Origin of the sequence: Natronorubrum amylolyticum (assembly GCF_052040145.1) — an archaeon.
Classification (GTDB): domain Archaea; phylum Halobacteriota; class Halobacteria; order Halobacteriales; family Natrialbaceae; genus Natronorubrum.
This window is the reverse complement of record NZ_JBPPFW010000003.1, coordinates 377,322-398,009: the sequence shown is the minus strand read 5'-3', so window position 1 is coordinate 398,009 and position 20,688 is coordinate 377,322. Positions and strand designations below refer to the sequence as shown.

Sequence of the window (20,688 nt, the reverse complement as noted above, 5' to 3'; positions counted from 1 at the left end):
AACCACCCATTGAAACACGTGCGTGGGAAAACCGGCACACGTCGGGACCGCCGTCGCTCGTAACGACCCGATCTGTGCCGCCGCCGACTTGATCTGCGAACGTACGGTCGAGAACGGAGTCGACCGGCTCGAGTCCGGACACTCGAGGCTCCGTAGACGCTGTTAGTCCAGGTGCTCGACGAACTCGACGACGTAGCCGCTCGGGTCGTAAACGAAAGCCGCTCGGACGTCGATACGGTCCATCGTGACGGGTTCGATCTCGACGTCACAGCCGGTCTCCTCGACGACGTGCTCGTAGGTTGCGTCGGTGTCCTCGACCTCGAGTGCGACGTGGTCGATCCCGGTCGGCTCCGGTACGGCGTCGCCGTCGGGGTCGTACTTGAACTGGAGTTCGGCACCGTCTTCGGTGCCGATGTAGACGTTCTCGACGCCGTCGTCGGCGGTGAAGCTCCAGACGCGCTCGAGGTCGAGCACGTCGGTGTAAAACTCGAGGGTCGCGTCGAGATCGTCGGTCCAGAGTGCCGTGTGGATAACTTCCATACCGGCGCTTTCGGATCTGCGACCAAAATAGTTGCTTCCTCGAGAGCGGAGGCTGTTGTGGATGTGGTGAGCACTCCTCGAGCCGGTTCACGGGATCTGATAGCGCCGGAAGCCGACCGATGCTCACCGAACGACGGTCACGGGGACGGGCGATCGCCTGACGACGGCTTCGGCGATGCTCCCGAGCAGGATTCGGCTCGCACCGGATCGCCCGTGGCTCCCCATGACGACGTGATCGACGCCGTGTTCGTCGACGTAGTCATTGATCGCCCTCGCAGGGACGCCCTTTACCAGCGCCGTTTTGATTTCGACGCCGTGTTCACGGCTCGTCTCACGGGCGCGCTCGAGTAACTCCTCACCTCGCGCTTCCACCTGTTCTAGGAGTTCCGGCGTGTATGCGTACCCCTCGTCGTACAGATGATACTGACGGAGGTTGAGCACGTGGACGACGGTCAGTTGCTCCTCGGGATATTCGCGGAGCGCGTACTCGAGAGCCAACGTCGACGGGGGCGAGTCGTCGAACGGGACGAGGATGTGGCGAGTCATGATAGCAATACGCACTGGGCGAGCAAATCGTCGTCGGTCGAGTTGTGGAGATCGTACCGCATGTCGCGGCGACCAAGAGCGCCACCGAGTGCTCGAGTGCGTGTCGGACGATCCAACCTGGGAGCCGATCGGGCCGAACGCCTGATATACGACCGGGCAAGTCACCGGCGAATCACCACCGACTACGCCGCTCGATCGGCCAAATTGCGTGAAAAAGTGGTATGTGTTATCGTGGCGTAGTTCGGAACATGAACTCCGAATGCCCCGACTGCGGATGGTTCGGCGACGCGAACGAACTAAACTGGATGATCGTCGACGGAAACGCCAGCGTCGGTGGCGAACGCGTCTGTCCCGACTGCCGGAGTTCGAGCGTACTGCTGTTGGCGTGAGCGACTACGAGTTTCGACGAGAGAACACGACGATCGATACCGGACCGACGAGCACGGACCGTCCGAGTCGATGAGAGTCGGGAGCGGAACGCTCAACAGGCCCGCGGATGTAGCGGTCGTATGGAGCGTACGACCCTGACGGTCGACGGAATGGCCTGTGACGGCTGTGAAGCAACCGTAACGGACGCCCTCGAGTCGCTCGAGGGCGTCGTTTCCGCGACGGCCGATCACGAGACGGAAACGGTACGGATCGAGTACGACGAGGGAGCGGTCGACGAAGCGACGTTCGGATCGACAATCGAAAGCGCCGGCTACGCGATTCCGTCCTGAGCGCGGTTCGTCCGAATCCGCTTCGATCGGGTCGATTTTGCCTGCAGTTCAAACGCTTTCCGTAGCACAGCACGCTGCAATCGCCGCTGTTCGTCGCGAGAAGACGCCGTCGACGAGTCGAGCGAACCGACTAGACGAGGACCTCGAGAAAGGCTACCAACGTGCCACAGAGCGCGAAGAACGCCTCACGAAGGGGAGGACTGGCGCTCGGTTGAGAGCGAACTGGGAGTTCACCCCGTGATGGTCGCGAGCGCCCGATCGTCGCGTGCGAAACTGCAAGAGGTTTCAGGACGGACGCAGAAGCAGTTCTATGGAAAGTCTCAATCGGATGGCGATCGAGTTGGTCGACGAGGCCCTCGAGTACGCCGAGGAGTTGAATATCGGCGGCTACGACCTCGAGAACGAGGCGAGCGTTCTCGACTTCGGTCTCGAGTTCGACGGCGGGATCGAGGCCGGACTGTTGCTGACGGAGATTCAGACGGCGGGGATGGCGACGCCGAGTCACCGACTCGGCGAGATCGGTGGGGCACCGATCCCGTTCGTCGAACTCTCGACGGATCAGCCGGCCCTCTCGCTACTTTGCTCGCAGAAGGCCGGCTGGGAAGTGATGACGGAGGACTTCGAGGGGCTGGGCAGCGGCCCCGCCCGAGCGCTCGTCGCCGAGGAGGAGGAGTTCCACCGCGTCGGCTACACGGACGCCTTCGATCTGACGGCGCTGGCCATCGAAACAGATCAGGATCCGACCGAATCCGCGGCCGAACACGTCGCGGACCTCGCGGAGGTCGAGACGAGCGGCGTCTTTTTGCTTGCCTATCCGACCGCAAGTTTGGTCGGGAGCGTCACGAACGCCGCCCGGACGGCCGAACTGGCGACGTTCCGCCTCTCCGAACTCGGCTACGACCCGCTGGATATCGTCTCGGCGACTGGTCGAGCGCCAGTGGCCCCCGTCGCCGCGGACGAACGAACGGCGATCGCCCGGACGAACGACGCCATCGCCTACGGCGGGACGGCCCACCTCACGGTTCGCGAGGACGCCGACGTCTTCGAGGACGTGCCGTCGACGGCTGCCGAAGGTCACGGTCGGCCGTTCGGCGAAATCTTCGACGACCTCGAGTGGGAGTTTGCGGAGGTCCCCGCGGATCTCTTCGCGCCCGCGAAGGTGACGATCGACGTGCTCGGCGGGCCGACGTACGTCCACGGCGAGACGGACGAAGCGCTGCTCGTCGAGTCGTTCGACCTGTAGCCGTGCAGTTCAAACCGGTTCCCGAACCGCCCGATGACCTCGAGAGCCTCGAGACCATCCTGAAGGCCGTCCCCACGGAAGCCGGCGTCGTCGAGGACTGTTGTCAGCATCTGCTCGAGGAGACCCGTCTCGATGCACGGAACGAGGCCGAGACGTGGCTCGTCTTTTTACGGGCGCTCGAACTCGTGACCGAGGAGCCAGCGGGGTATCGCCGGTGCTCGAGCGCAAAGGGGGGAAGTGACGATACAGCGCTGGTGTTGGAACGCTGCCAGCGAGCGTTTCGCGACCGCGTCTACGGGGCGAATTTGGTGCTCGAGGCTCTCGAGCGCGCCGAGGGCCCGCTCACCGACAGCGAAACGTTCGGTGCCGTTCGTGGCGACGTCCCGGCGTTCGACCGCGAGGTCGATACCGGTCGCCTCGAGACTCACTGGACCGAGCGGATTCGGCGGCTTCTCGAGTGGGGTATCCTGTTCGGATTGGTTGAGCGAACTACGGACGGTCGATATCGACCGGCGACCGAACGGGAACGCCAGTAGCTCCGGGTCGATCGAGCCACGGAGTCGGGTGATTTTTCGCGTCAACAGCCGTACCAAGCAGCCATGGCCGAACGCGAGTCCGGTGCCGCCGAGATCGATACGGTCTGTTTCGATCTCGACGATACCCTCTGTCGGTACAGCCAGCGCGGTGGGGACGTCCTCGAGCAGGCGTTCCAGAAGGCGGGTATCAGCCCGCTGTGGACGGTCGAGGACTATTACGGACGCTATCGGGACTATCTCGAGACCAGTACGGACGCGGACGATCTTCGTCGCCGGTGTTTCGCCGACCTCGCGGTCGACGCCGGCCACGATCGGAAGGCGGGCCACGCCGTCGCCGAGACGTTCAGCGAGGTTCGCGATCAGGAAGCCGTCGAACTCCTGCCGGGTGCCCGCGAGGTTCTCGACGCGCTTGCCGCGGAGTGTCGTCTCGGGCTGATCACCAACGGTGCTCCCGGGATGCAGCGGACGAAACTCGAGGCGACCGGACTCGACGACCGGTTCGAGACGGTCGTCTGTGCCGGCTACGACACCGCCCCAAAGCCGGCTGCCGAACCGTTCGAGCGGGCGCTCGAGGATCTCGATTCGAGCGCCGACCGAACAGTGTACGTAGGGAACTCGCTCTCCTCGGACGTGGCCGGTGCTCGAGCGGCGGGCCTGGTCTCGGTGTGGATCCCGGCCGCTGACGTCGCCACGGAACCGCCGGAGCCGGCACCGACGTACCGCCTCGAGGCGCTGCGAGAGCTTTCGACGCCACCGTGGTGATCGGGCCATACGTTGGTCGCGGGCGCGAAGCGGACCGTTCCGCCACCGAGCGTGTTCGGCGTCGATCGGCCGACTTTAGGTCGCTCGTTTCGACGTGGGACCATGACCGACCGCGCGCTCAACTTTCGGGAGATCGTCGCGTCGATACGCAACGACGAAGAGTCGACCGCCGAATCGACGACGATCGTCACGGCGACCGGAACCGATCCGGTCGACGTCTGTCAGGCGGTGTATCGCCGCCTCGGAGAGCACACCGACCACGCCGACTGCGAGTTCTACATGAGTCTCAACACGCGTCGCGAGATGGAACGCGGACTCGTGAAACGCGGCCCCGAGGCCGCCTCGCTTGACTTTCTCGAGCGACAGATCCGAACCGACGTCTCGATGCCGGACGAGACGGTGTTGTTCATGGAACCTGACGCAGTTACGCTCGGCGGCACGATCACCGGCTCGTCGCCGATCGGTGTGGGGACGATCTCGAGCGAGGAGCACGCGACGGCGCAAGAGCGATAGTTCGCGGCTACCAGAGACTGCGGTGAGGGAGGCGATCCGAACGAAGCCGTCCTCCGCCGGTTCGGCGTAGCGAACGTTCAGGATATTTCACAAATATTATTCCACGCTGCTTCGCAGTACGACTAATGCCGGTCGGATACATATTCGCCGCGGTCGTCGTGTGGTCCACTGTGAGTATCTGGGCGGGGATCGACGCGACCGATCGGAGTTCACACAGTGCTCTCCTGTGGGCCCTGACGGTGTTTTTCGGCGTGATCCCCGGATTGCTGCTCTATCTCAATCTCGGACGGGACGTGGGTCCTGAGGCAGGCGCGGCGAGCGTCCAGCGGTCCGAGCTGATCACCTGTCCCAACTGCCACGCTCGGGAAGCGAGCGATAGAAAGCGATGTCGGTTCTGTGACGAGTCGTTACACGAGTTGTGAGAGAGCGAACGAAGTGAACGAGAACGGCGGATGTGTGATCGATGAGAAACAGTTTCACAGGCTATTGTAGCGACGCGACGTCTCTCACTCCATCGGGTGGACCTCGGTCACCGTCCCGACGCCCTTGCTCCGTCCCTCGCGGAAGACGAACTTCTGACCCTCCTCGACGAGGTATGGGCGGAACTTGAACCGAACCGTGGTTTCGCCGGTGTCGCCGGGAAGGAGACGGCCGTCGTCGGGGTGGAAGGCGGCGGCCTCGCCGATCGTCTCGAGGTGGACGACGGGTTCGTAGCCGTCGCCGATCCGGGTGGGATGGTTGAGTACCATCACTTCGGCTTCGAACTCCCGAACCGGTTTCGGATCGGCCTCGCGGGGGAGGAGGACCATCCCGCGCTCGATAGCGCTCTCCTTGACGCCTTTCAGCGCGATGCCGACGATGCGGCCGGCCTGAGCCTTGTCGACGCGGTGGTAGTGCATCTCGATGGAGCGGACTTCGACCTCCTGAAATCGGCCGTCGGGCATCGGCCCGAGCAGAAGTTCGTCGCCGGCTTCGACCTCGCCGGACATCACCGTCCCCGAGGCGACCGCGCCGACGCCGGTCACCGAGTAGCTCCGATCGACGTACATCCGGAACTCGCCGGTGTCCTGGGAGGTCTTCGGCAGTCGGTGGAACAGTTCGTCCAGCGTCTCGAGTCCCCCCATCGTGATCGCGCTCGTTTCGACGATCGGGACGACGCGGTCGCCGATCTCGTCGATTGCGGCGTCGACGCCGTGGCGGGCGACCCGCAGCGGCGACTTCTCGACCTCGCGCAGGAGGCGTTCGACCTCGCGTTCGACCTCCTCGACGCGCTCGTCGTCGACGACGTCGGTCTTGGTGATCGCGACGATGGTCGGAAGTTCCGTCGCGAGCAAGACGCCGAGGTGTTCGCGCGTGGTGCGGGTCGGGCCGTCGTCCGCGGCGACGACCAGCAGGCCGTAGTCCAGTTTCTGCCCGACGAGACCGCGGATCGTCGTCCGAAGCCACGGCTCGTGGCCGACGGTGTCGACGAAGGAGACGAGTCGGTCGGCTTCTTCGACGACCGCTGCCCGATCCGCCTTGCGGTTCGGGTTCCCGACCCGTACCGGGCCGCCATCGTCGTCGAAGCCGTAGACGGCGTAGGAGAGGTCCGCGGAGAGTCCGCGCTCGACCTCGTGGGGCTGGACGTCGAGATAGGCGCGCGTCGCACCGTCGCCGTCGTCCGGCTTGCCGGTCACGAGCGAGCCGACCAGCGTACTCTTTCCGTGGTCGACGTGGCCCGCGGTGCCGACGACGACGTGTTCGTCGTCCGTCTCGAGGACGCCACCTTCCCGTACCTGGGCGACGCCAACCAGCCCGTCGTTGATCCCCCACGTTTGGACGTCGTCGATGTGTGCGTCGGCCTCTTCGGCCAGGAGGGAGAGCACGTCCATCGTCTCGGAGAACGTATCGGGGTCGATGCCGGCGAGTCCGCCGTCGTCCGTTACGCCGACGACGTACGTCGCCTCGCCGTCCCCGGAAAGAATTCGGTGCCGGAGTTGCGCGGCCAAACTCTCTCGGCGCCCACCCTCGAGGTGAACGTCACGTGACAGTCGTTCCTTGAACTCGACGTTGCCACCGTCCTGTTCACCACGGTCCAGGGCTCGCTCGAGGAGAGCCCGGTCACGGCTCATGTAGACCGGTAGCTGCTCACATGGCAAAAACCTTCCCGTGGATTGTTAACACAGTACATGACTATTTCGAACGATAAAACCCTCGCAGAAGGTCCAACGACCACGATTCTTCGGGGGGACGTCACTCCTCGACGTGAATATAGCCGAGCATTCGGCGCGGGTGCGGTTCGCAGAGATACTCGTGCATGTTGGTGTTCGCCTCGAACTCGAGGGTTGCCGTGTCGCCGCGACTGCGCACGTCGGACGTTCGGAGGCCGCTGATCACCCGGTTGTCTTCGTTTCTGATCGCGAGGTTGTGGTTGACGCCGTCGCCGTTCTCCCAGGTTAACTCGTACTCGTTGCCGTCGAACAGGAGCAGCGTTGGGTTACGAATGCCGTCGATGAGATCCGGTTCGGCGCCTTCCCAGCCGCCGGTGTACCCCATCAGCCGAATCTCGTCGACGTCTTCCCAGTCGTCCGGATCGAGCGGCTGTTGCCACTTGTCGCCATCGTCGCTCTCATCGTCACTGCTGCCGGTACAGCCGGCAATTCCTGTCGCGAGCGCGGCTCCGGATAGCGCGAGCGCTCGACGGCGGCTCACGAAACTACGGTCAGTCATAATCGTGCAGTAGAACGTCACTGTCTTAAATCCTGATGTGAACGCACTGGCCGTTGACGTCATCGAGAAGATCACCGCAATCGCGCCACTGGATCGTTCCAGCCCCGGTTTCAAGTCGATCCGGATCGTACGAGCGGTATGAGCGTCAGTGGTCTCTGTCAGATCTGCGAGTCACGGCCGGCCCAAGAGCGGTGTGCGAACTGCGGCACGCTCGCGTGCGACGTTCACTTCGAGGACCCGAAGGAACTGTGCGTCGAGTGTGCTACACAGGCGGATCCGAGCCGCCAGTCGGACGACGTCGACATCCACCGGTTCTGATTCATCGTGACCTCCTTCCGCGATCGGCTCGGCGAGTCGCTGGCCGTCGGCGAGCAGTTTTGCCTTCGTCTCGAGGAGCGGGACGGAACACTCGTCGCGAACCACCCCCACGATTCGAGTCCGATGAATATCGCCGTCGTCGAGGGAGTGGAGTTGCTCGAGGAGCGACCGCCGTCCGAACCGGTTTTGGTCGAACTGCTGGGAAAACGGGTCGATAGTCGAATCGCCGGTCGTGTCGTCGGGGTCGACTGTGACGAGTCGCCGAACGAAGGCGATGACCGGGACTACTCCCGGTACTGATTGAGCCGCTTTTTCAATCGCTTCGCCGCCTGCCCGCTCGCGCTCGCGAACTGCTCGCCATCGTTTTCTCCGGCAAAGATGATCCCGCGCGAGGAGTTGACCAGCCCGACGCCGTTCGCGAGACCGAACTCGACCGCGGCCTCGGCGTCGCCGCCCTGTGCTCCGATGCCGGGGACGAGGAAGGGGAGGTCGGGAACCTGCTCGCGGAGTGCCTCGAGCTCTTCGGGTTTCGTCGCGCCGACGACGAGCCCCACGTTGTCGTTCTCGTTCCAGAGGTCGGCCAGCGCCGCCACGCGCTCGTAGAGCGGTTCGCCGGTCTCGAGTTCGAGGTCCTGGAGGTCAGCCCCGCCGGGGTTCGACGTTCGGCAGAGGATGAACACGCCCGACTCCTCGTCGGCTAGAAACGGCTGCAGGGAGTCACGGCCCATGTATGGGTTGACCGTAATCGCGTCCGCGGTGTCGAGCAACTGAGCGTACTGGCGGGTCGTGTTGCCGATATCGGCTCGCTTCGCGTCGAGGAGGACGGGTACCCCCTTCCCGTGTGCGTACGCGATCGTTTCTTCTAATGCACGCCAGCCGTCGGGATCCTCGTAGAACGCGGCGTTGGGTTTGTAGACCGCGGCGTGTTCGTGAGTCGCGTCGATGATCCGTCGGTTGAACGCCCAGCGGGGCAGGTCGTGCTCCTGTAGGTGGTCCGGAATCCGCGATAGGTCAGGATCGAGACCGACGCTGACGACGCTGTCGACCGTCCGAATGCGGTCGTGCAGGCGATCGAAGAAGTTCATACCTCCGAGTGGTTTTGCGGCGGTCGAAAAGGTTGCTATCCGTGTTGGTGGTTCGTAGGTTACACGTTCGGCCAGAGTTGCTTGCTAACAGGAAACAGGCACTGCCGCTGAAACAGTCTAACCGAACGGATCGCGGTGGTATTCGCGTGAAAACGGCACGCTTCGTTCGCGATTTCGCGCGCCGGTACCGACCGACCTCCAAATACTTTAGACGTCAGGTACTTCGGTACTATAATCGTCCGCTACAGTATGGCTATTCGAACCAACGAGAAATCTAACTCGCGTCTCGGTCGGCTTCGGGATCGGATCCGGTCGACGCTGTTCGCTGGACGGGACGCGTCGGGCGAGGACGCCGTCGACAAGTCGGCAGCCGAACAGCGGCCGACGAACCCGGACGCGCCCGGAAATCTCTTTCACTGTTCGACCTGTGGAAACGTCTACATCGACTCCGAGAAGAGTAGCTGTACCGCGTGCGAAGAGGATGTCGAGCAAGTGTCGTCGACGCTCGACTCCTCGCCCGTTCGTCACTGACGCCGATCCGAGTGAGCCGTACAACTGTCCGAGTCGAGCGACGGCCCGTCTGATTCGAGCATTCCTCCTCTCCTCGAGCGTCCCGTCCGATCGGACCTCGAGTAGGCTTACGCTTCGAGTACTTCGATCAGGTTCCCTTCCGGATCGTGGAGAAACACGATCGACGTCCCGCTGGCCGTCGTCCGCGGCTCGCTGATCGTCGAGACGTCGTCGGGAAGGCCCGCGTAAAAGGAGTCGAGGTCGTCGACCGCGAGACCGATGTGTGTCGCACCGGGCTGGTTGAGCCCGGCCGCGGGCGAGTCGGGCGCTTCGGGCTCGTACTCGATCAGTTCGATTCGGATCCCGTCCGCCTCGAGGTGGGCGAACTCGCCGCTGGCGTCGTCGACGCCGACGGCGTCCGAGAACGCCTCGCCGTCGACGCTGAACCGATCGGCGACGTCGAGACCGAGCACGTCTCGATAGAACGGCAGCGTTTGCTCGAGGTCGTCGACGGTGATCCCTACGTGGTGTGCGCTGAGAGACGGCATTAGCTGGACCGTACCGGCCCGCCGAAAAAACGATTCCGACTGGCCGATCGAGTCCCGTCGCGCCTGAGACTGACGCTCACGGTTCGCCGATGTCGAGCGTCCAGTCGCCATCGGCCTCGACGTCGATCCAGGAGACGCCGGTCGCGCCGGCCGATCTCGAGGCGTCGAACTCGCCGCGCTGGTTGACGATCTGTTCCCAGCCGCCGTCGGCACCGTAGCCGTCGACGACGAACGCTCCGTCGCCGTCGTGAGTCACGGAGAGGGTGAGACCGTCGTCGGCCCACAGCGGACCGACGAATCCGGATCCCGACCCGGACGCCTCGATCGGTGGCTCCTCGAGGTCGTCGCCGTGGACGGCAGGCTGCTCCAGGTCGATCGCCCACGGGCCGTCCGCGTCGACGACGAGCCGGTACGTTCCGCCGCCGACGGGCGCTATCGACTCGCCGTCGGTGACTCCAGCCGTGGTACTGAGCCGTTCGTTGGGGAGATTGCCATCGACCGGTAGCAGCTCCACGGCGAACGATCCATCGCCGTCGTGAGTGAACTGTGCTGTGACGATTCCCTCGTCGAGCGCGAACGCGTCGGATTCGTCCGCTCCGTCTCCGTCGAACGAGTGGGATCTCCCCGCCTCGAGGATCGTCCCGTCCGGTTTCCCGTCGGTTTCGTCCCGCGTGCCGCGATCGATATCGTCCATCCCGTCGACGATATCGGAGGGCGTGATCACGTCGAGACCGCGGTTTTCGATGTGATCGAGCAGGTGTTCGAAATCGTCGAGCGACATACTGTTGCTCCCGGCGTCCCCCTCGACGATCCGGGGGATCCGAATCACGGTGAGCTGGCGGTACTGATCGCAGAGGTTGATGTGTCGTCGAACGCCGTTGTGGAGCGCGGGCCCCCAGATCACCGGGGTCATATGGGTCCCGGTCGGCGGCGCGCCGGTCGGACAGCTGCCGAACAGAAAGCCCGATTCGTGGTACTCCCGGACGATCTCGTGGGTTTCCGGCGTCATGCGGCGCCAGTCCGGGGCGAAGAAGTGCCGCGAGCCGTCCTCGAAGCCGCGGTCCGCGAGCGAATCCCGGGTGCTCTCGACGACCGTTCGCTGTCGCTCCGCGGGCTGTTCGGTGAGGTCGCTCTCTCCCCGCGGATACGAACAGACGTCCCAGCCGCGGTCCCGAAGCTCGTGTAACTCGTCGATCCCCATCCGACCCTGCCCGCCGATGCGACCGGGATCGACCGGCACCGCGGCGGCCCAGCCCCGTTCCTCGAGTAGTTCGGCTGCGATGTCGTAGTGGGAGTCGTGCCCGCCGTAGCACGCGAGGATCGCCTTGCCGTTGTCGACCGCCTCGGTCCGTCGGAGGTCGTCGACCAGCATCCGGGTCGGGCCGTCGCCGGGTCCGACCGCGATCACGTTCAATCGGGTGACGTTCGACAGGTCCGGCTCGCCTTCCGGCTTGTGTTCGTAGCCGCAGTCGAGGCGGAACCAGCCGTCGTAGCCGTCGGGAACCGCCCGAACGGTGTTCAGCCGTTCGTCGCGGTTCGGCGCGATGAACTCCACGACGATCTGGGTCGCGGATTCCGGTTTGACGGCGAGCGAGGTGTCCCACCCCTCGAGGTCGAGTTCGTCGGAGAGGCCGATAGTTATCCCGGCCGTCCGGTCGTCGCTCTCGATGAGGGCCGCCTGCGAACCGGTTCGCGCCTCGTCCGGAGCGGCCTCGAGTCGACCGTTTCGGACGCCCCAGCGGTCGAGATCCTCGAAATCGTCGATAACCTCGCCGGAGTCGATCGCGGGCCACGTCGACCCGCCGCCGTTCGTTCCGTTCCCGCCGTCCTCCTCGGCGGCGTCGTCGGTTCCGTCGCCGGAGAGGAAGTCGAGGCAGCCGGCGAGCGCGGTCGACCCTGCAGCGACCGTCGCCAGCGCGTGACGTCGTGAGAGATCGTGGTCCATGGGTACCGTTCCTACGAGCAGTCACCCTTTGGTGATGGAGCGGTTAAGCGAGGTTTCCTCGAGCGGGAGTTTGCGAGCCCGCGTTCGAACCGCGGTGAGGGCGTTTATAGAGGTGTTAAACGCCCGTTCGGGCGGTGTACGGGTCGCCGAACCGTCGGGAGAACGTCGCTCGCTTGCGTCTCTCCGGAGGGTGTGCGACCGACCGTCCGACGGTGGCGTGCCAGTTTTACTCGATATTAATAATCACCCCTCGACGACGATGCTCGCGTATCTGATGGAACGGAACGCGGGGACCACGAACGCGCGGACGGATCGCAATCGGATGGACGCACTACTCATCGGGATCGATGCCGGCTGTCCGTCGGTGTTCGACCGGCTATCGGACGAGGACGTGATTCCGAACCTGCAGTCGCTACTCGATGCGGGCGCCAGCGGCCCGCTCGAGTCCCAGATTCCGCCGTGGACGCCGAGCGCGTGGCCGTCGCTGTTCACCGGCGTCAACCCCGGGAAACACGGCGTGTTCGGGTTCACCGGGTTCGACGGCTACGATTTCCACGTCGTGAAAGGGAGCGACGTCCGCGAACACCGACTGTGGACGCTGCTCGACCGACACGATCGCTCGAGCGTCGTCGTCAACGTCCCCGTCACGCACCCGCCGGACGAGATCGACGGCGCGATCGTCCCCGGGTTCATCGGCCCGGAGGATCCGCCCTGTCACCCCGAGGGGGTCCTCGACGACGTCCGCGAGGAGATCGGGGAGTACCGCGTCTATCCGAAGTACTCGCGAGGCGACGAGTCGCTGACGGACGCCGAGAAGATGGACGAGTACTGCAGGCTCGTCGAGATGCGCGGCGAGGCGTTCCAGTACCTGAGCGGGCGCTTCGAACCCGACTTCGGCTTCCTCCAGTTTCAGAAGACGGACACCGTCTTCCACGAGTTCGACGGCGACTGGGAGAAGGTCAAACGGGTCTACGCCGCCGCCGACGAACAGATCGGGGCGGTTCTCGAGGCGTGTAACCCCCGCCAAGTGTTCGTCGCGAGCGATCACGGCATGGGGCGCTACGAGAAGCCCGAGTTCCGCGTCAACGCCTTCCTCGAGGACGCCGGCTACCTCGAGACGACGCTCGGCGGCAAGGGGATGCCCACGTGGAACGTGATGCGAGACGATCTCCGAGACGGCGAACAGGCAGAGGAGTGGGAGCCGAACACCGTGGAGCGACTCGCCGCGGCGATGGCGAGCGTCGGACTGACGGCGCACCGAATCGGTCGCGTGCTGGACCGACTCGGCCTCGCGGCGTTTGCAAAAGCGCACGCTCCGGACGGCGTCGTCCGAACCGGGAACGAGCAGGTCGACTTCCCGAACTCGAGGGCGTACGTCCGCGCGCGGACCGAACTCGGCGTTCGGCTGAACGTCGAGGGTCGCGAACCGAACGGGCAGGTGCCACAAGAGGAGTACGACGAGGTCAGGGCGGCGCTCATCCGGGACCTCGAGTCGGTGACCGCCCCCGACGGCGAACCCGTGTTCCAGACGGTCGCCCCTCGAGAGGAGTTCTTCGAGGGGCCGTACACCGATCGAGCGGTCGATATCGTCACGGTCCCCACCGACTTCCAGCACTTCCTCTCGGCGCAACCGGCCGACGAGTACTTCGCCGAGACGACGGAGCCCTGGAACCACAAACTCGACGGGATCTTCGTCGCCAGCGGGGAAGGAATCGACGCCTCGCAGGCGATCGAGGACGCTCACCTGTTCGACGTCGCGCCGACGATCCTCTCCGCGCTCGACGTGCCCTACAGCGACCGAATGGACGGACGCGTGCTCCCCGTCGTCGACGCGACTGAGCCGACGAGCTACCCGGAGTACACGGCGTCGAAGCGAACGGCGATCGATTCCGCGGTCGAGGGACGGCTCGAGGACCTTGGCTACGTCGAGTAACGTACCCATGATATCCGAACCAGTCCCCCGGCCTCCGACACTGAGAACGGACTCTTGCGGTTCGACCCTCCCGATGAGACACCACTCACACAACCGACCACACAGCCGACAACGCCGACGAACCAACACATGAGCTACACCCTGTCATTCAAGCCAGCGATCGACCTCTACGGCCAACACGATCCGAGCGCGGCGCTGTTCGAGGACGGTGAACTCCGCTTTGCGGTCGAAGAGGAGCGCCTGACGCGGGACAAACACGCGGTCGACACCTTCCCCGAGCGGGCGATCTGCGCCTGTCTCGAGCACGAAGGGATCGAGCTCGCCGACCTCGAGAAGATCGTCCTTCCCTACGATCCGAAACTTCGGCGGAAGATCACCCCTCACTACCTGAAAAATACCGTCCAGCTGGAGGGGACGCTTCGGAAAGTCACGCACCTCCGGAACGTCGTCAGGGATCAGTTCGTGGCGTCGGTTATGCCGACCCGAATCGTCGAATCCCGGCTCCAGCGGATCGGAACGCCGGTGCCGCCGATCGAGTGTCGCTCCCACCACGAGTGTCACGCCGTGAGCGCGTTCCACCCGTCGACGTTCGAGGAGGCGCTGGTGGTGACCATCGACGCGAAAGGGGAGTACGATTCGACCGTGGTCTGGCACGCCACCCCCGACGGACTCTCGCGCGTGCGTACGTACGAACACCCGAACAGCTGGGGGCTGTTCTACGCCGCGATCACGAACTACCTCGGCTATCGGATGTTCAACGGCGAGGGGAAAGTGATGGGACTCGCCCCCTACGGCGAGGACAACCCCGAGATCGAGCGCCGGCTGCGGGAGACGATCGATACCGGCGTCGACTACGACGTCACGGCGCTCACTGGTCGCTGGGGAACGGAACACGGCGTGAACGCCCTCGAGGAGCTGTTCGGTCGACCGCGGTCGACCGGCACCGACGAGTTCGACCAGTTCGAGAAGGACCTCGCACACACCGCACAGAAACTGCTCGAGGAGTCCGTCACGGAGATGGTCGGCACGTACGTCGACCGTGTCGGGACCGGGAACGTCGGCCTGGCTGGCGGCGTCGCCCTCAACTGTAAACTGAACAAGGCGGTCAGGGAGCACCCGGCCGTCGACGAGGTCTTCGTCCAGCCCGTCGCCCACGACGCCGGGCTCGCGCTCGGCGGCGGCTGGATCGATCGATCGCCGTCCGAGGTCGATCCGATGACGACCGTCTACTGGGGCCACGAGTACGCAACCGGCGAGATCCGAGGGTTGCTCGAGACGAACAAAATCGAGTACACCGAACCGGACGACCTCGAACGGCAGGTCGCCGAACGCATCGCGGACGGTGCGCTCGTCGGCTGGTTTCAGGGCCGCTCCGAGCTCGGCCCGCGAGCGCTCGGCAACCGAAGCATTCTCGCGGATCCGCGGACCGAAGCGTCCCGCGACCGGGTGAATCGGTTCGTCAAACACCGCGAGGAGTGGCGGCCGTTCGCGCCGTCGATGATCGAGTCGGCCGCCGACGAGTACCTCGAGAACGCGACCACCAGCCCGTTCATGATCGACACGTTCGACGTGCGACCCGAACGACGGGACGACCTTCGAGCGGTGGTTCATCCGGCGGACGACACCACGCGAGCACAGACCGTTCGCGAGGACCAGAACCCGCGGTACCACCGGCTGCTCCGCGAGTTCGAGGACGTGACCGGCGTCCCGGTCCTCCTCAACACGTCGTTCAACGACCACGGCGAACCGATCGTCGACACGCCGACGGAGGCGCTGAAGGACTTCTTCGGGATGGGTCTCGACGTGCTCGTTCTCGAGGACTGTCTCGTGGAGAAAGCCGGCTCGAGCGACGCGTCGCCGTGAGGCGGTTCGATTCCGTGCGCTCCTAACGAGGCTCGAGTCCACCCACCGTCACGTCAGGATGCCCCATCGCCTCGCGGGAACCCGTTTATGGGGGTAACGTTATCTCTTCGCCGGGTGACTAGTCGCCGTATGACTCGCGTCGCGCTCATCGCTCACGACGAGAAGAAGTCAGAACTGATCGAATTCGCCCAGAGCCACGAGGAACAGTTACGCGAGTACGAACTGATCGGGACCGGGACGACCGGCAAACGAGTGATGGAGGCGACTGACCTCGAGGTCGAGCGCAAGGAGTCGGGACCGCTCGGGGGCGACCTGATGATCGGTTCGGAGGTCGCCGAGGGACTCCTCGACGGGATCGTCTTCCTCCGAGATCCGCTTCGCGCCCAGCCCCACGAACCCGACATCTCGGCGCTGTTGCGGATCTGCGACGTTCACGACACGGCGCTGGCGACCAACCTCGCCTCGGCGGAGTTTCTGATCGAAGGGCTCGCGGACTGACGCCTACTCGCTCGTCGATTTATATTGGGAAGGCTGTCGATACTGTGGATTACTACTATCGGTCGTGAGACAGCCGCGTACGATGGGGGTACGTGACACGTTTCGAAGCGAGAACGGATGTACAGAGCTGTACGAGTGTCGAGATTGCGGGATGACACTCGACGATGTTTCTGAGTGTCCCATCTGCAGCACGCGTGAAGTTGCGCATTATGATTTTTGAGCGCCTCGAGTATCGGTTCAGGAGTGGCTTTTTATACTGCGTTTGTGAACAAGTGATATGGGTCTCTTTCAGCATCTCGTCGTTCCGGTAGCGACTGAGGAGGACGCACACGCAACGTGTGCCGCGCTTCAGCCGTATCTCGACGATATCGAACGCGTCACAGCTGTTCACGTCATCGAAAAAGGCGGTGGTGCGCCCGACAAAGCTCCGTTAGAAAAACGTCGTGAGGATGCGTCCGACTTTCTCGCGATCGTGGATTCGACGCTCAGCGAGTCCGTCGCTGTCGATACGCGAACGATGTTCGCGACGGATATCGTCTCCGCACTGTTTACTGCAGCTGCTGACGCCGGCGCGGACGCGATCGCGCTCCGCGCTCGCGGCGGGAGTCGAATCATGCGTATGCTGACCGGTGATATTACGACAAATCTCGTTACTGAGCCAGAGATCCCAGTCATATCCCTTCCCTATCACGAAGCGAACAACGGCGAATCAAACCCAAAATAAGTATGAGGTCGATTCCCACGTCTACCGACGGTACGGGCCGTCCCCTGCTGTCTTCCGGACCGATGCGTGCACACGCTACTCGCGTCGATACCCGGGCCCAACGCTACTGATCACCCACGGAACCACTTCAGGAACTACGAATGTACGTACTCATCGTCGGTGCGGGTCAGGTCGGACGGATGATCGCGGCGAATCTCGCGACCTCACACGAGGTCGCCGTGGTCGAACGCGACGCAGAGATCGCCGAGGAGATCACGTACTCGCTCGACGTGCTCTCGGTGCAGGGCGACGGAACGAAACCCGACGTTCTTCGGGAAGGAGGTCTCGAGCGAGCGGATCTGGTCGTCGCGTGTACGGACAGTGACGAAACGAATATCGTGATTTCTGGCACCGTAAAGAGCGAGAGTGACGTGTTTACGATCGCACGCGTCCGTCGTCGCACGCTGTTGAACACCTGGGAGGGGTCGGCGGGCGCGTTCGGCGTCGACTTCATGGTCTGTACCGACCTGCTGGTCGCCCAGACGATCTTCCGGATCTCCGGCTTCCCGAGGGCCCAAGACGTAGAAACGTTCGCCGGCGGACTCCTCAGGATGGCCGAGTTCGAGATCGGAACGGAGAGCCCGCTCGCGGAACAGCGCGTTTCCGAGTTGGACCAGTACGGATCGATGACGTTCGCCGGCGTCTTTCGGGACGACGAGATGATCGTCGCACAGGGTGACACCGCCTTCCAGATCGGTGACCGAATCGTCGTCATCGGCAGCCCCAGCTCGGTCAAGGAGTTCGCGATGTCGAACGTCCCCGATACGACCTCGAGTGCGGAGGACGTGGTCATCGTCGGCGGCAGCGAGATCGGCTTTCAGACCGCCCGCGAGTTCGAGGCCCACGGTTTCGAACCGCGACTGATCGAACGCGATCCCGAACGTGCTCGCGAAGTCGCCGAAGCCCTCCCGAAGACGCTCGTCATGGAAAGCGACGCGACCGACACCGAATTTCTCAACAGGGAGCACATCGACGAGGCGGACATCGTGATCGCCGCGCTCGACAGCGACGAAAAGAATCTGCTTATCTCCCTACTCGCCCGCCGGGCCGGCGTCGATCGAACGGTCGCGATCATCGAGAACACCGAGTACACCGACCTCTTCGAGACCGTCGGCGTCAACGTCGCGATCAACCCTCGAGAGGAGACGGCCGAAGAGATCGTCCGCTTTACTCGCACCGATCAGACCGAGAAGATCGCCATGCTCGAGCACGATCGGGCGGAAGTCATCGAAGTCAAACTGGGCCACGAAAGCTCGTTGACGGGCCGCCAGATCGCCGATTCGATGGCAGACCTTCCGGACGGCGTCGTCATCGGGGCGATCTCTCGTGACGGCGAACTGGTCACCCCCCGCGGGACGACGGTCCCGCAACCGGGCGATCACGTCGTGCTGTTCGTCGATGCGAGGGTACTCGAGGAGGTTTCGGCTGTGTTGTGATCATCGGTAGAGATCGAGATTTCGGAAGAGTGCACCGAGCAACACGGCGACCGGAACGATCTCGAGTCGGCCGATCCACATGTTGAAGATGAGCATGACTTTGGCAGTGTCGGGCATCTCTGGACCGGTAATTCCCGCGTCGAGACCGACGTTACTCTGTGCGCTCATCACGTCGAAGATGACGTACTCGAGGGGATGGTCCGGCGACAGCGTCCAGAGCAGGACGGCGACGCCGACGATGAGGAAGACGATCCAGAGGACGAACACGACCGCCGCTTCGGTGTACTCGCGCTGAACCTGATCGCGACCGAGCGTTCGTTTCCCGAGTCGCAGTCGGCGGATCGCGGTCTCCGGCGCGAAGACGCTTCGAACCTGCCAGACCGTACCTTTGATGAGCGTGATGACGCGAATCAGTTTGAGTCCGCCGACGGTCGACCCTGCCGCTGCGCCGGTGAGCATGCCGAGGCAGATAAACAGCGTCGCGCCGGCCGTCCAGACCCGTTCGGTGCCGTCGCCGATAGTCGCCGTCCCGAAGCCGGTGTTCGACGTCGCGGAGACGAACTGGAAGAGGCCGATTCGAAACGTCTCCTCGAGCGAATCGTACTGGCCGTTGAACCAGAGGAGCGCGGTCAGCGCGACCGATCCGGCGGCGAACCAGATGAACACCCAGCGCGTCTGGATGTCCGCGTAGAAGTTGCGCAGTTCGCCCTTGAGAATCAGGTAGTGGATCGGGAACGCGATGGAGCCGGCGACCATCACGGGCACGACCGCGTACTCGATCAGCGGACTCCCGTAGTAGCCGATCGAGTCGGCGTGGATCGAGAACCCGCCGGTCGCGATGGCGGTCATCGCGTGGTTGATCGCACCCCACAGCGGCATCCCAGCGGCGAGGAAGAGGGCGATCGCGGCGAGGGTGAGACCGAGGTAGATCTTCCAGATTTCGGTCACCGTCGAGACGATACTCGGATGGATCTTCTCGGAGCGAGCCTCGCTCTCGAAGAGCGTCAGCGAGCCGCTGCCGGGCCTGGAGAGGATTGCGACGGTCAGGACGATGACGCCGACGCCGCCGATCCACTCGGTGAACGAGCGCCACCACTGGAGCGACCGCGGGAGATCTTCTTCGACGGCGGCCATCGTCAGACCGGTGCTGGTAAAGCCGCTGATGCTCTCGAAGATTCCGTTCAGCGGGTGGCGAAAGACCGCGACCGTGTCGGTCATCGTCGGCGTGTTCGCCCACGCCGGGTAGGGATCGAGTGCGATCGTCCACGCGACGAGGAGAAACGGCAGCCCGCCGAGGGCGCCGACTGCCCCCCACGCAGTGGCCGCCGTGACCATCGCCTCGAGTTTCCCCATCTCTCCCGCGTCGTGATACCGTCGAGCGAGTGCAATACCGAGACTCGCCATGACCACGGCGGCAATCCCGAACGCGGGGACCGCGAAGAACTCGCGGTTGGCGACGGCGATCAGTATCGAGACGAGCAACATCAACGAGACGACCTGCAGGATACGACCGAGGTCTCGCCCGACTGCTGGATACCGTACTCTCATGACTGGTCGCCCGTAAACGCCGCAACTGCATCGGAGAGCGTGACGTCGTCTGTAAAGACCGTCACCTGGTCGCCCGCTCGGATCGTCGTGTCCCCTCTCGGCGCGCGGATCTCCTCGCCGCGTTTGAGGGCGACGACGAGACAGCCGTCCGGAAGGGTCCCGGTCTCGTTTGCCGTCTCGAGGAGCTGGCCGCTCATCGGGGCGTCGTCGTCGACCGTCAACTCGACGAGTTCGGTGTCGTCGTCGAGGTCAATGAAGTCGCTGACGCCGGGGTACCGGACCGAGTGATAGAGGTAGTCCGCGATCAGCCGCTGTGGGTTCTCGATGAGCGTGACGCCGATCTTCTCGAAGACGGGGAGGTTCTCGGGATCGTGAACGACACTCACGAGATTGGGGACGTCGTGTTCCTGGGCGAGCAACATCACCATGATGTTGACCGCGTCGATGTTCGTCGTCGTGATGACGGCGTCCGCTCGGTCGATATCGGCGTCCCTGAGCGTGCCGTTTTTGGTTGCGTCGGCGTTGAGCACGAGACAGTCGTACTGCGAAGCAACCTCGTTCGCCCGTTCCTCGTCGCTCTCGATGACGACGACGTCGTTGCCGTCGTCCACCGCGAGATCGATCAAATTCGAACCGATGCTGCCTGCGCCGATGATGACGATATACATAGTGT

At 63.9% G+C, this 20,688-nt stretch carries 23 protein-coding genes; 14 read left to right on the top strand and 9 right to left on the bottom strand.

Going from position 1 to position 20,688, the window contains the following annotated elements; all coding sequences use genetic code 11:
* Window positions 1-162: 162 nt before the first annotated feature.
* Both ACSFDB_RS13300 and ACSFDB_RS13295 read right to left on the bottom strand, forming a co-directional pair.
* Window positions 163-540 carry a VOC family protein gene (locus ACSFDB_RS13300; RefSeq protein ID WP_440771461.1) on the bottom strand — a complete coding sequence of 126 codons (378 nt, stop codon included), beginning with the start codon at window positions 538-540 and terminating at the stop codon, window positions 163-165.
* A gap of 123 nt (window positions 541-663) precedes the next feature.
* A complete protein-coding gene (locus ACSFDB_RS13295) occupies window positions 664-1,086 on the bottom strand; it encodes a universal stress protein (protein WP_440771460.1) in 423 nt (140 codons plus the stop codon).
* A gap of 248 nt (window positions 1,087-1,334) precedes the next feature.
* On the opposite strand from ACSFDB_RS13295, the gene ACSFDB_RS13290 reads away from it, so the two are divergent.
* From ACSFDB_RS13290 to ACSFDB_RS13265, 6 genes are all read left to right on the top strand, one after another.
* Window positions 1,335-1,475, top strand: a complete 141-nt coding sequence (locus ACSFDB_RS13290; protein ID WP_440764646.1) for a hypothetical protein — start codon at window positions 1,335-1,337, stop codon at window positions 1,473-1,475.
* A gap of 120 nt (window positions 1,476-1,595) precedes the next feature.
* Window positions 1,596-1,805, top strand: coding sequence for a heavy-metal-associated domain-containing protein (locus tag ACSFDB_RS13285; protein ID WP_440771459.1), 210 nt, complete (start codon window positions 1,596-1,598; stop codon window positions 1,803-1,805).
* Between the two features lie 310 nt (window positions 1,806-2,115).
* The gene (gene mch, locus ACSFDB_RS13280) at window positions 2,116-3,048 is read left to right on the top strand and encodes a methenyltetrahydromethanopterin cyclohydrolase (protein ID WP_440771458.1); all 933 of its coding nucleotides are present in this window, start codon (window positions 2,116-2,118) and stop codon (window positions 3,046-3,048) included.
* Window positions 3,049-3,050: 2 nt separating this feature from the next.
* Window positions 3,051-3,584, top strand: a complete 534-nt coding sequence (locus tag ACSFDB_RS13275) for a double winged helix-containing putative transcriptional regulator (protein WP_440771457.1) — start codon at window positions 3,051-3,053, stop codon at window positions 3,582-3,584.
* 63 nt (window positions 3,585-3,647) lie between these two features.
* On the top strand, window positions 3,648-4,346 hold the full coding sequence (locus ACSFDB_RS13270) for an HAD family hydrolase (protein ID WP_440771456.1): 699 nt from the start codon (window positions 3,648-3,650) through the stop codon (window positions 4,344-4,346).
* A gap of 102 nt (window positions 4,347-4,448) precedes the next feature.
* Window positions 4,449-4,859, top strand: a complete 411-nt coding sequence (locus ACSFDB_RS13265) for a hypothetical protein (RefSeq protein WP_440771455.1) — start codon at window positions 4,449-4,451, stop codon at window positions 4,857-4,859.
* 506 nt (window positions 4,860-5,365) lie between these two features.
* Here ACSFDB_RS13265 and ACSFDB_RS13260 read toward each other — a convergent pair.
* Both ACSFDB_RS13260 and ACSFDB_RS13255 read right to left on the bottom strand, forming a co-directional pair.
* The gene (locus tag ACSFDB_RS13260) at window positions 5,366-6,970 is read right to left on the bottom strand and encodes a GTPBP1 family GTP-binding protein (protein ID WP_440771454.1); all 1,605 of its coding nucleotides are present in this window, start codon (window positions 6,968-6,970) and stop codon (window positions 5,366-5,368) included.
* A gap of 121 nt (window positions 6,971-7,091) precedes the next feature.
* The gene (locus ACSFDB_RS13255; RefSeq protein ID WP_440771453.1) at window positions 7,092-7,568 is read right to left on the bottom strand and encodes a cupredoxin domain-containing protein; all 477 of its coding nucleotides are present in this window, start codon (window positions 7,566-7,568) and stop codon (window positions 7,092-7,094) included.
* Window positions 7,569-7,706: 138 nt separating this feature from the next.
* Between ACSFDB_RS13255 and ACSFDB_RS13250 the strand changes: the two genes are divergently transcribed.
* Complete coding sequence (locus tag ACSFDB_RS13250) at window positions 7,707-7,886, top strand: hypothetical protein (RefSeq protein ID WP_440771452.1); 180 nt, start codon at window positions 7,707-7,709, stop codon at window positions 7,884-7,886.
* Window positions 7,887-7,892: 6 nt separating this feature from the next.
* Window positions 7,893-8,186, top strand: a complete 294-nt coding sequence (locus tag ACSFDB_RS13245; RefSeq protein WP_440771451.1) for a hypothetical protein — start codon at window positions 7,893-7,895, stop codon at window positions 8,184-8,186.
* Here ACSFDB_RS13245 and pyrF read toward each other — a convergent pair.
* A complete protein-coding gene (pyrF, locus tag ACSFDB_RS13240; RefSeq protein ID WP_440771450.1) occupies window positions 8,171-8,971 on the bottom strand; it encodes an orotidine-5'-phosphate decarboxylase in 801 nt (266 codons plus the stop codon). The genes ACSFDB_RS13245 and pyrF overlap by 16 nt on opposite strands.
* Window positions 8,972-9,220: 249 nt before the next feature.
* Between pyrF and ACSFDB_RS13235 the strand changes: the two genes are divergently transcribed.
* Window positions 9,221-9,502: a hypothetical protein gene (locus tag ACSFDB_RS13235; protein ID WP_440771449.1), complete on the top strand. Its 282-nt coding sequence runs from the start codon at window positions 9,221-9,223 to the stop codon at window positions 9,500-9,502.
* A gap of 107 nt (window positions 9,503-9,609) precedes the next feature.
* On the opposite strand, the gene ACSFDB_RS13230 is transcribed toward ACSFDB_RS13235, so the two are convergent.
* Window positions 9,610-10,029: a VOC family protein gene (locus ACSFDB_RS13230; RefSeq protein WP_440771448.1), complete on the bottom strand. Its 420-nt coding sequence runs from the start codon at window positions 10,027-10,029 to the stop codon at window positions 9,610-9,612.
* A gap of 76 nt (window positions 10,030-10,105) precedes the next feature.
* Window positions 10,106-11,974: a polysaccharide deacetylase family protein gene (locus ACSFDB_RS13225; RefSeq protein ID WP_440771447.1), complete on the bottom strand. Its 1,869-nt coding sequence runs from the start codon at window positions 11,972-11,974 to the stop codon at window positions 10,106-10,108.
* A 274-nt stretch (window positions 11,975-12,248) separates the two neighbouring features.
* On the opposite strand from ACSFDB_RS13225, the gene ACSFDB_RS13220 reads away from it, so the two are divergent.
* From ACSFDB_RS13220 to trkA, 5 genes are all read left to right on the top strand, one after another.
* A complete protein-coding gene (locus ACSFDB_RS13220) occupies window positions 12,249-13,907 on the top strand; it encodes an alkaline phosphatase family protein (RefSeq protein WP_440771446.1) in 1,659 nt (552 codons plus the stop codon).
* Between the two features lie 129 nt (window positions 13,908-14,036).
* Window positions 14,037-15,770: a carbamoyltransferase family protein gene (locus ACSFDB_RS13215; protein ID WP_440771445.1), complete on the top strand. Its 1,734-nt coding sequence runs from the start codon at window positions 14,037-14,039 to the stop codon at window positions 15,768-15,770.
* Between the two features lie 129 nt (window positions 15,771-15,899).
* A complete protein-coding gene (locus ACSFDB_RS13210) occupies window positions 15,900-16,268 on the top strand; it encodes a methylglyoxal synthase (protein WP_440771444.1) in 369 nt (122 codons plus the stop codon).
* A 277-nt stretch (window positions 16,269-16,545) separates the two neighbouring features.
* The gene (locus ACSFDB_RS13205; RefSeq protein ID WP_440771443.1) at window positions 16,546-16,992 is read left to right on the top strand and encodes a universal stress protein; all 447 of its coding nucleotides are present in this window, start codon (window positions 16,546-16,548) and stop codon (window positions 16,990-16,992) included.
* A gap of 140 nt (window positions 16,993-17,132) precedes the next feature.
* Window positions 17,133-18,467 carry a Trk system potassium transporter TrkA gene (trkA, locus tag ACSFDB_RS13200; RefSeq protein ID WP_440771442.1) on the top strand — a complete coding sequence of 445 codons (1,335 nt, stop codon included), beginning with the start codon at window positions 17,133-17,135 and terminating at the stop codon, window positions 18,465-18,467.
* Here the strand turns inward: trkA and ACSFDB_RS13195 are convergent, their stop codons facing one another.
* Entirely contained in the window at window positions 18,468-20,015 is a 1,548-nt protein-coding gene (locus tag ACSFDB_RS13195) for a TrkH family potassium uptake protein (RefSeq protein ID WP_440771441.1), read from the bottom strand.
* Window positions 20,012-20,683, bottom strand: coding sequence for a potassium channel family protein (locus tag ACSFDB_RS13190; RefSeq protein WP_440771440.1), 672 nt, complete (start codon window positions 20,681-20,683; stop codon window positions 20,012-20,014). Before ACSFDB_RS13190 ends, ACSFDB_RS13195 begins: the two co-directional genes overlap by 4 nt.
* Window positions 20,684-20,688: the final 5 nt, after the last annotated feature.

What these genes read in the sequence shown, in the direction of transcription:
- ACSFDB_RS13300 (WP_440771461.1), bottom strand. Translation starts at nt 540, where the DNA reads ATGGAAGTTATCCACACGGCACTCTGGACCGACGATCTCGACGCGACC.
- ACSFDB_RS13295 (WP_440771460.1), bottom strand. Translation starts at nt 1,086, where the DNA reads ATGACTCGCCACATCCTCGTCCCGTTCGACGACTCGCCCCCGTCGACG.
- ACSFDB_RS13290 (WP_440764646.1), top strand. Translation starts at nt 1,335, where the DNA reads ATGAACTCCGAATGCCCCGACTGCGGATGGTTCGGCGACGCGAACGAA.
- ACSFDB_RS13285 (WP_440771459.1), top strand. Translation starts at nt 1,596, where the DNA reads ATGGAGCGTACGACCCTGACGGTCGACGGAATGGCCTGTGACGGCTGT.
- mch (WP_440771458.1), top strand. Translation starts at nt 2,116, where the DNA reads ATGGAAAGTCTCAATCGGATGGCGATCGAGTTGGTCGACGAGGCCCTC.
- ACSFDB_RS13270 (WP_440771456.1), top strand. Translation starts at nt 3,648, where the DNA reads ATGGCCGAACGCGAGTCCGGTGCCGCCGAGATCGATACGGTCTGTTTC.
- ACSFDB_RS13265 (WP_440771455.1), top strand. Translation starts at nt 4,449, where the DNA reads ATGACCGACCGCGCGCTCAACTTTCGGGAGATCGTCGCGTCGATACGC.
- ACSFDB_RS13260 (WP_440771454.1), bottom strand. Translation starts at nt 6,970, where the DNA reads ATGAGCCGTGACCGGGCTCTCCTCGAGCGAGCCCTGGACCGTGGTGAA.
- ACSFDB_RS13255 (WP_440771453.1), bottom strand. Translation starts at nt 7,568, where the DNA reads ATGACTGACCGTAGTTTCGTGAGCCGCCGTCGAGCGCTCGCGCTATCC.
- ACSFDB_RS13250 (WP_440771452.1), top strand. Translation starts at nt 7,707, where the DNA reads ATGAGCGTCAGTGGTCTCTGTCAGATCTGCGAGTCACGGCCGGCCCAA.
- pyrF (WP_440771450.1), bottom strand. Translation starts at nt 8,971, where the DNA reads ATGAACTTCTTCGATCGCCTGCACGACCGCATTCGGACGGTCGACAGC.
- ACSFDB_RS13235 (WP_440771449.1), top strand. Translation starts at nt 9,221, where the DNA reads ATGGCTATTCGAACCAACGAGAAATCTAACTCGCGTCTCGGTCGGCTT.
- ACSFDB_RS13230 (WP_440771448.1), bottom strand. Translation starts at nt 10,029, where the DNA reads ATGCCGTCTCTCAGCGCACACCACGTAGGGATCACCGTCGACGACCTC.
- ACSFDB_RS13225 (WP_440771447.1), bottom strand. Translation starts at nt 11,974, where the DNA reads ATGGACCACGATCTCTCACGACGTCACGCGCTGGCGACGGTCGCTGCA.
- ACSFDB_RS13220 (WP_440771446.1), top strand. Translation starts at nt 12,249, where the DNA reads ATGGAACGGAACGCGGGGACCACGAACGCGCGGACGGATCGCAATCGG.
- ACSFDB_RS13215 (WP_440771445.1), top strand. Translation starts at nt 14,037, where the DNA reads ATGAGCTACACCCTGTCATTCAAGCCAGCGATCGACCTCTACGGCCAA.
- ACSFDB_RS13210 (WP_440771444.1), top strand. Translation starts at nt 15,900, where the DNA reads ATGACTCGCGTCGCGCTCATCGCTCACGACGAGAAGAAGTCAGAACTG.
- ACSFDB_RS13205 (WP_440771443.1), top strand. Translation starts at nt 16,546, where the DNA reads ATGGGTCTCTTTCAGCATCTCGTCGTTCCGGTAGCGACTGAGGAGGAC.
- trkA (WP_440771442.1), top strand. Translation starts at nt 17,133, where the DNA reads ATGTACGTACTCATCGTCGGTGCGGGTCAGGTCGGACGGATGATCGCG.
- ACSFDB_RS13195 (WP_440771441.1), bottom strand. Translation starts at nt 20,015, where the DNA reads ATGAGAGTACGGTATCCAGCAGTCGGGCGAGACCTCGGTCGTATCCTG.
- ACSFDB_RS13190 (WP_440771440.1), bottom strand. Translation starts at nt 20,683, where the DNA reads ATGTATATCGTCATCATCGGCGCAGGCAGCATCGGTTCGAATTTGATC.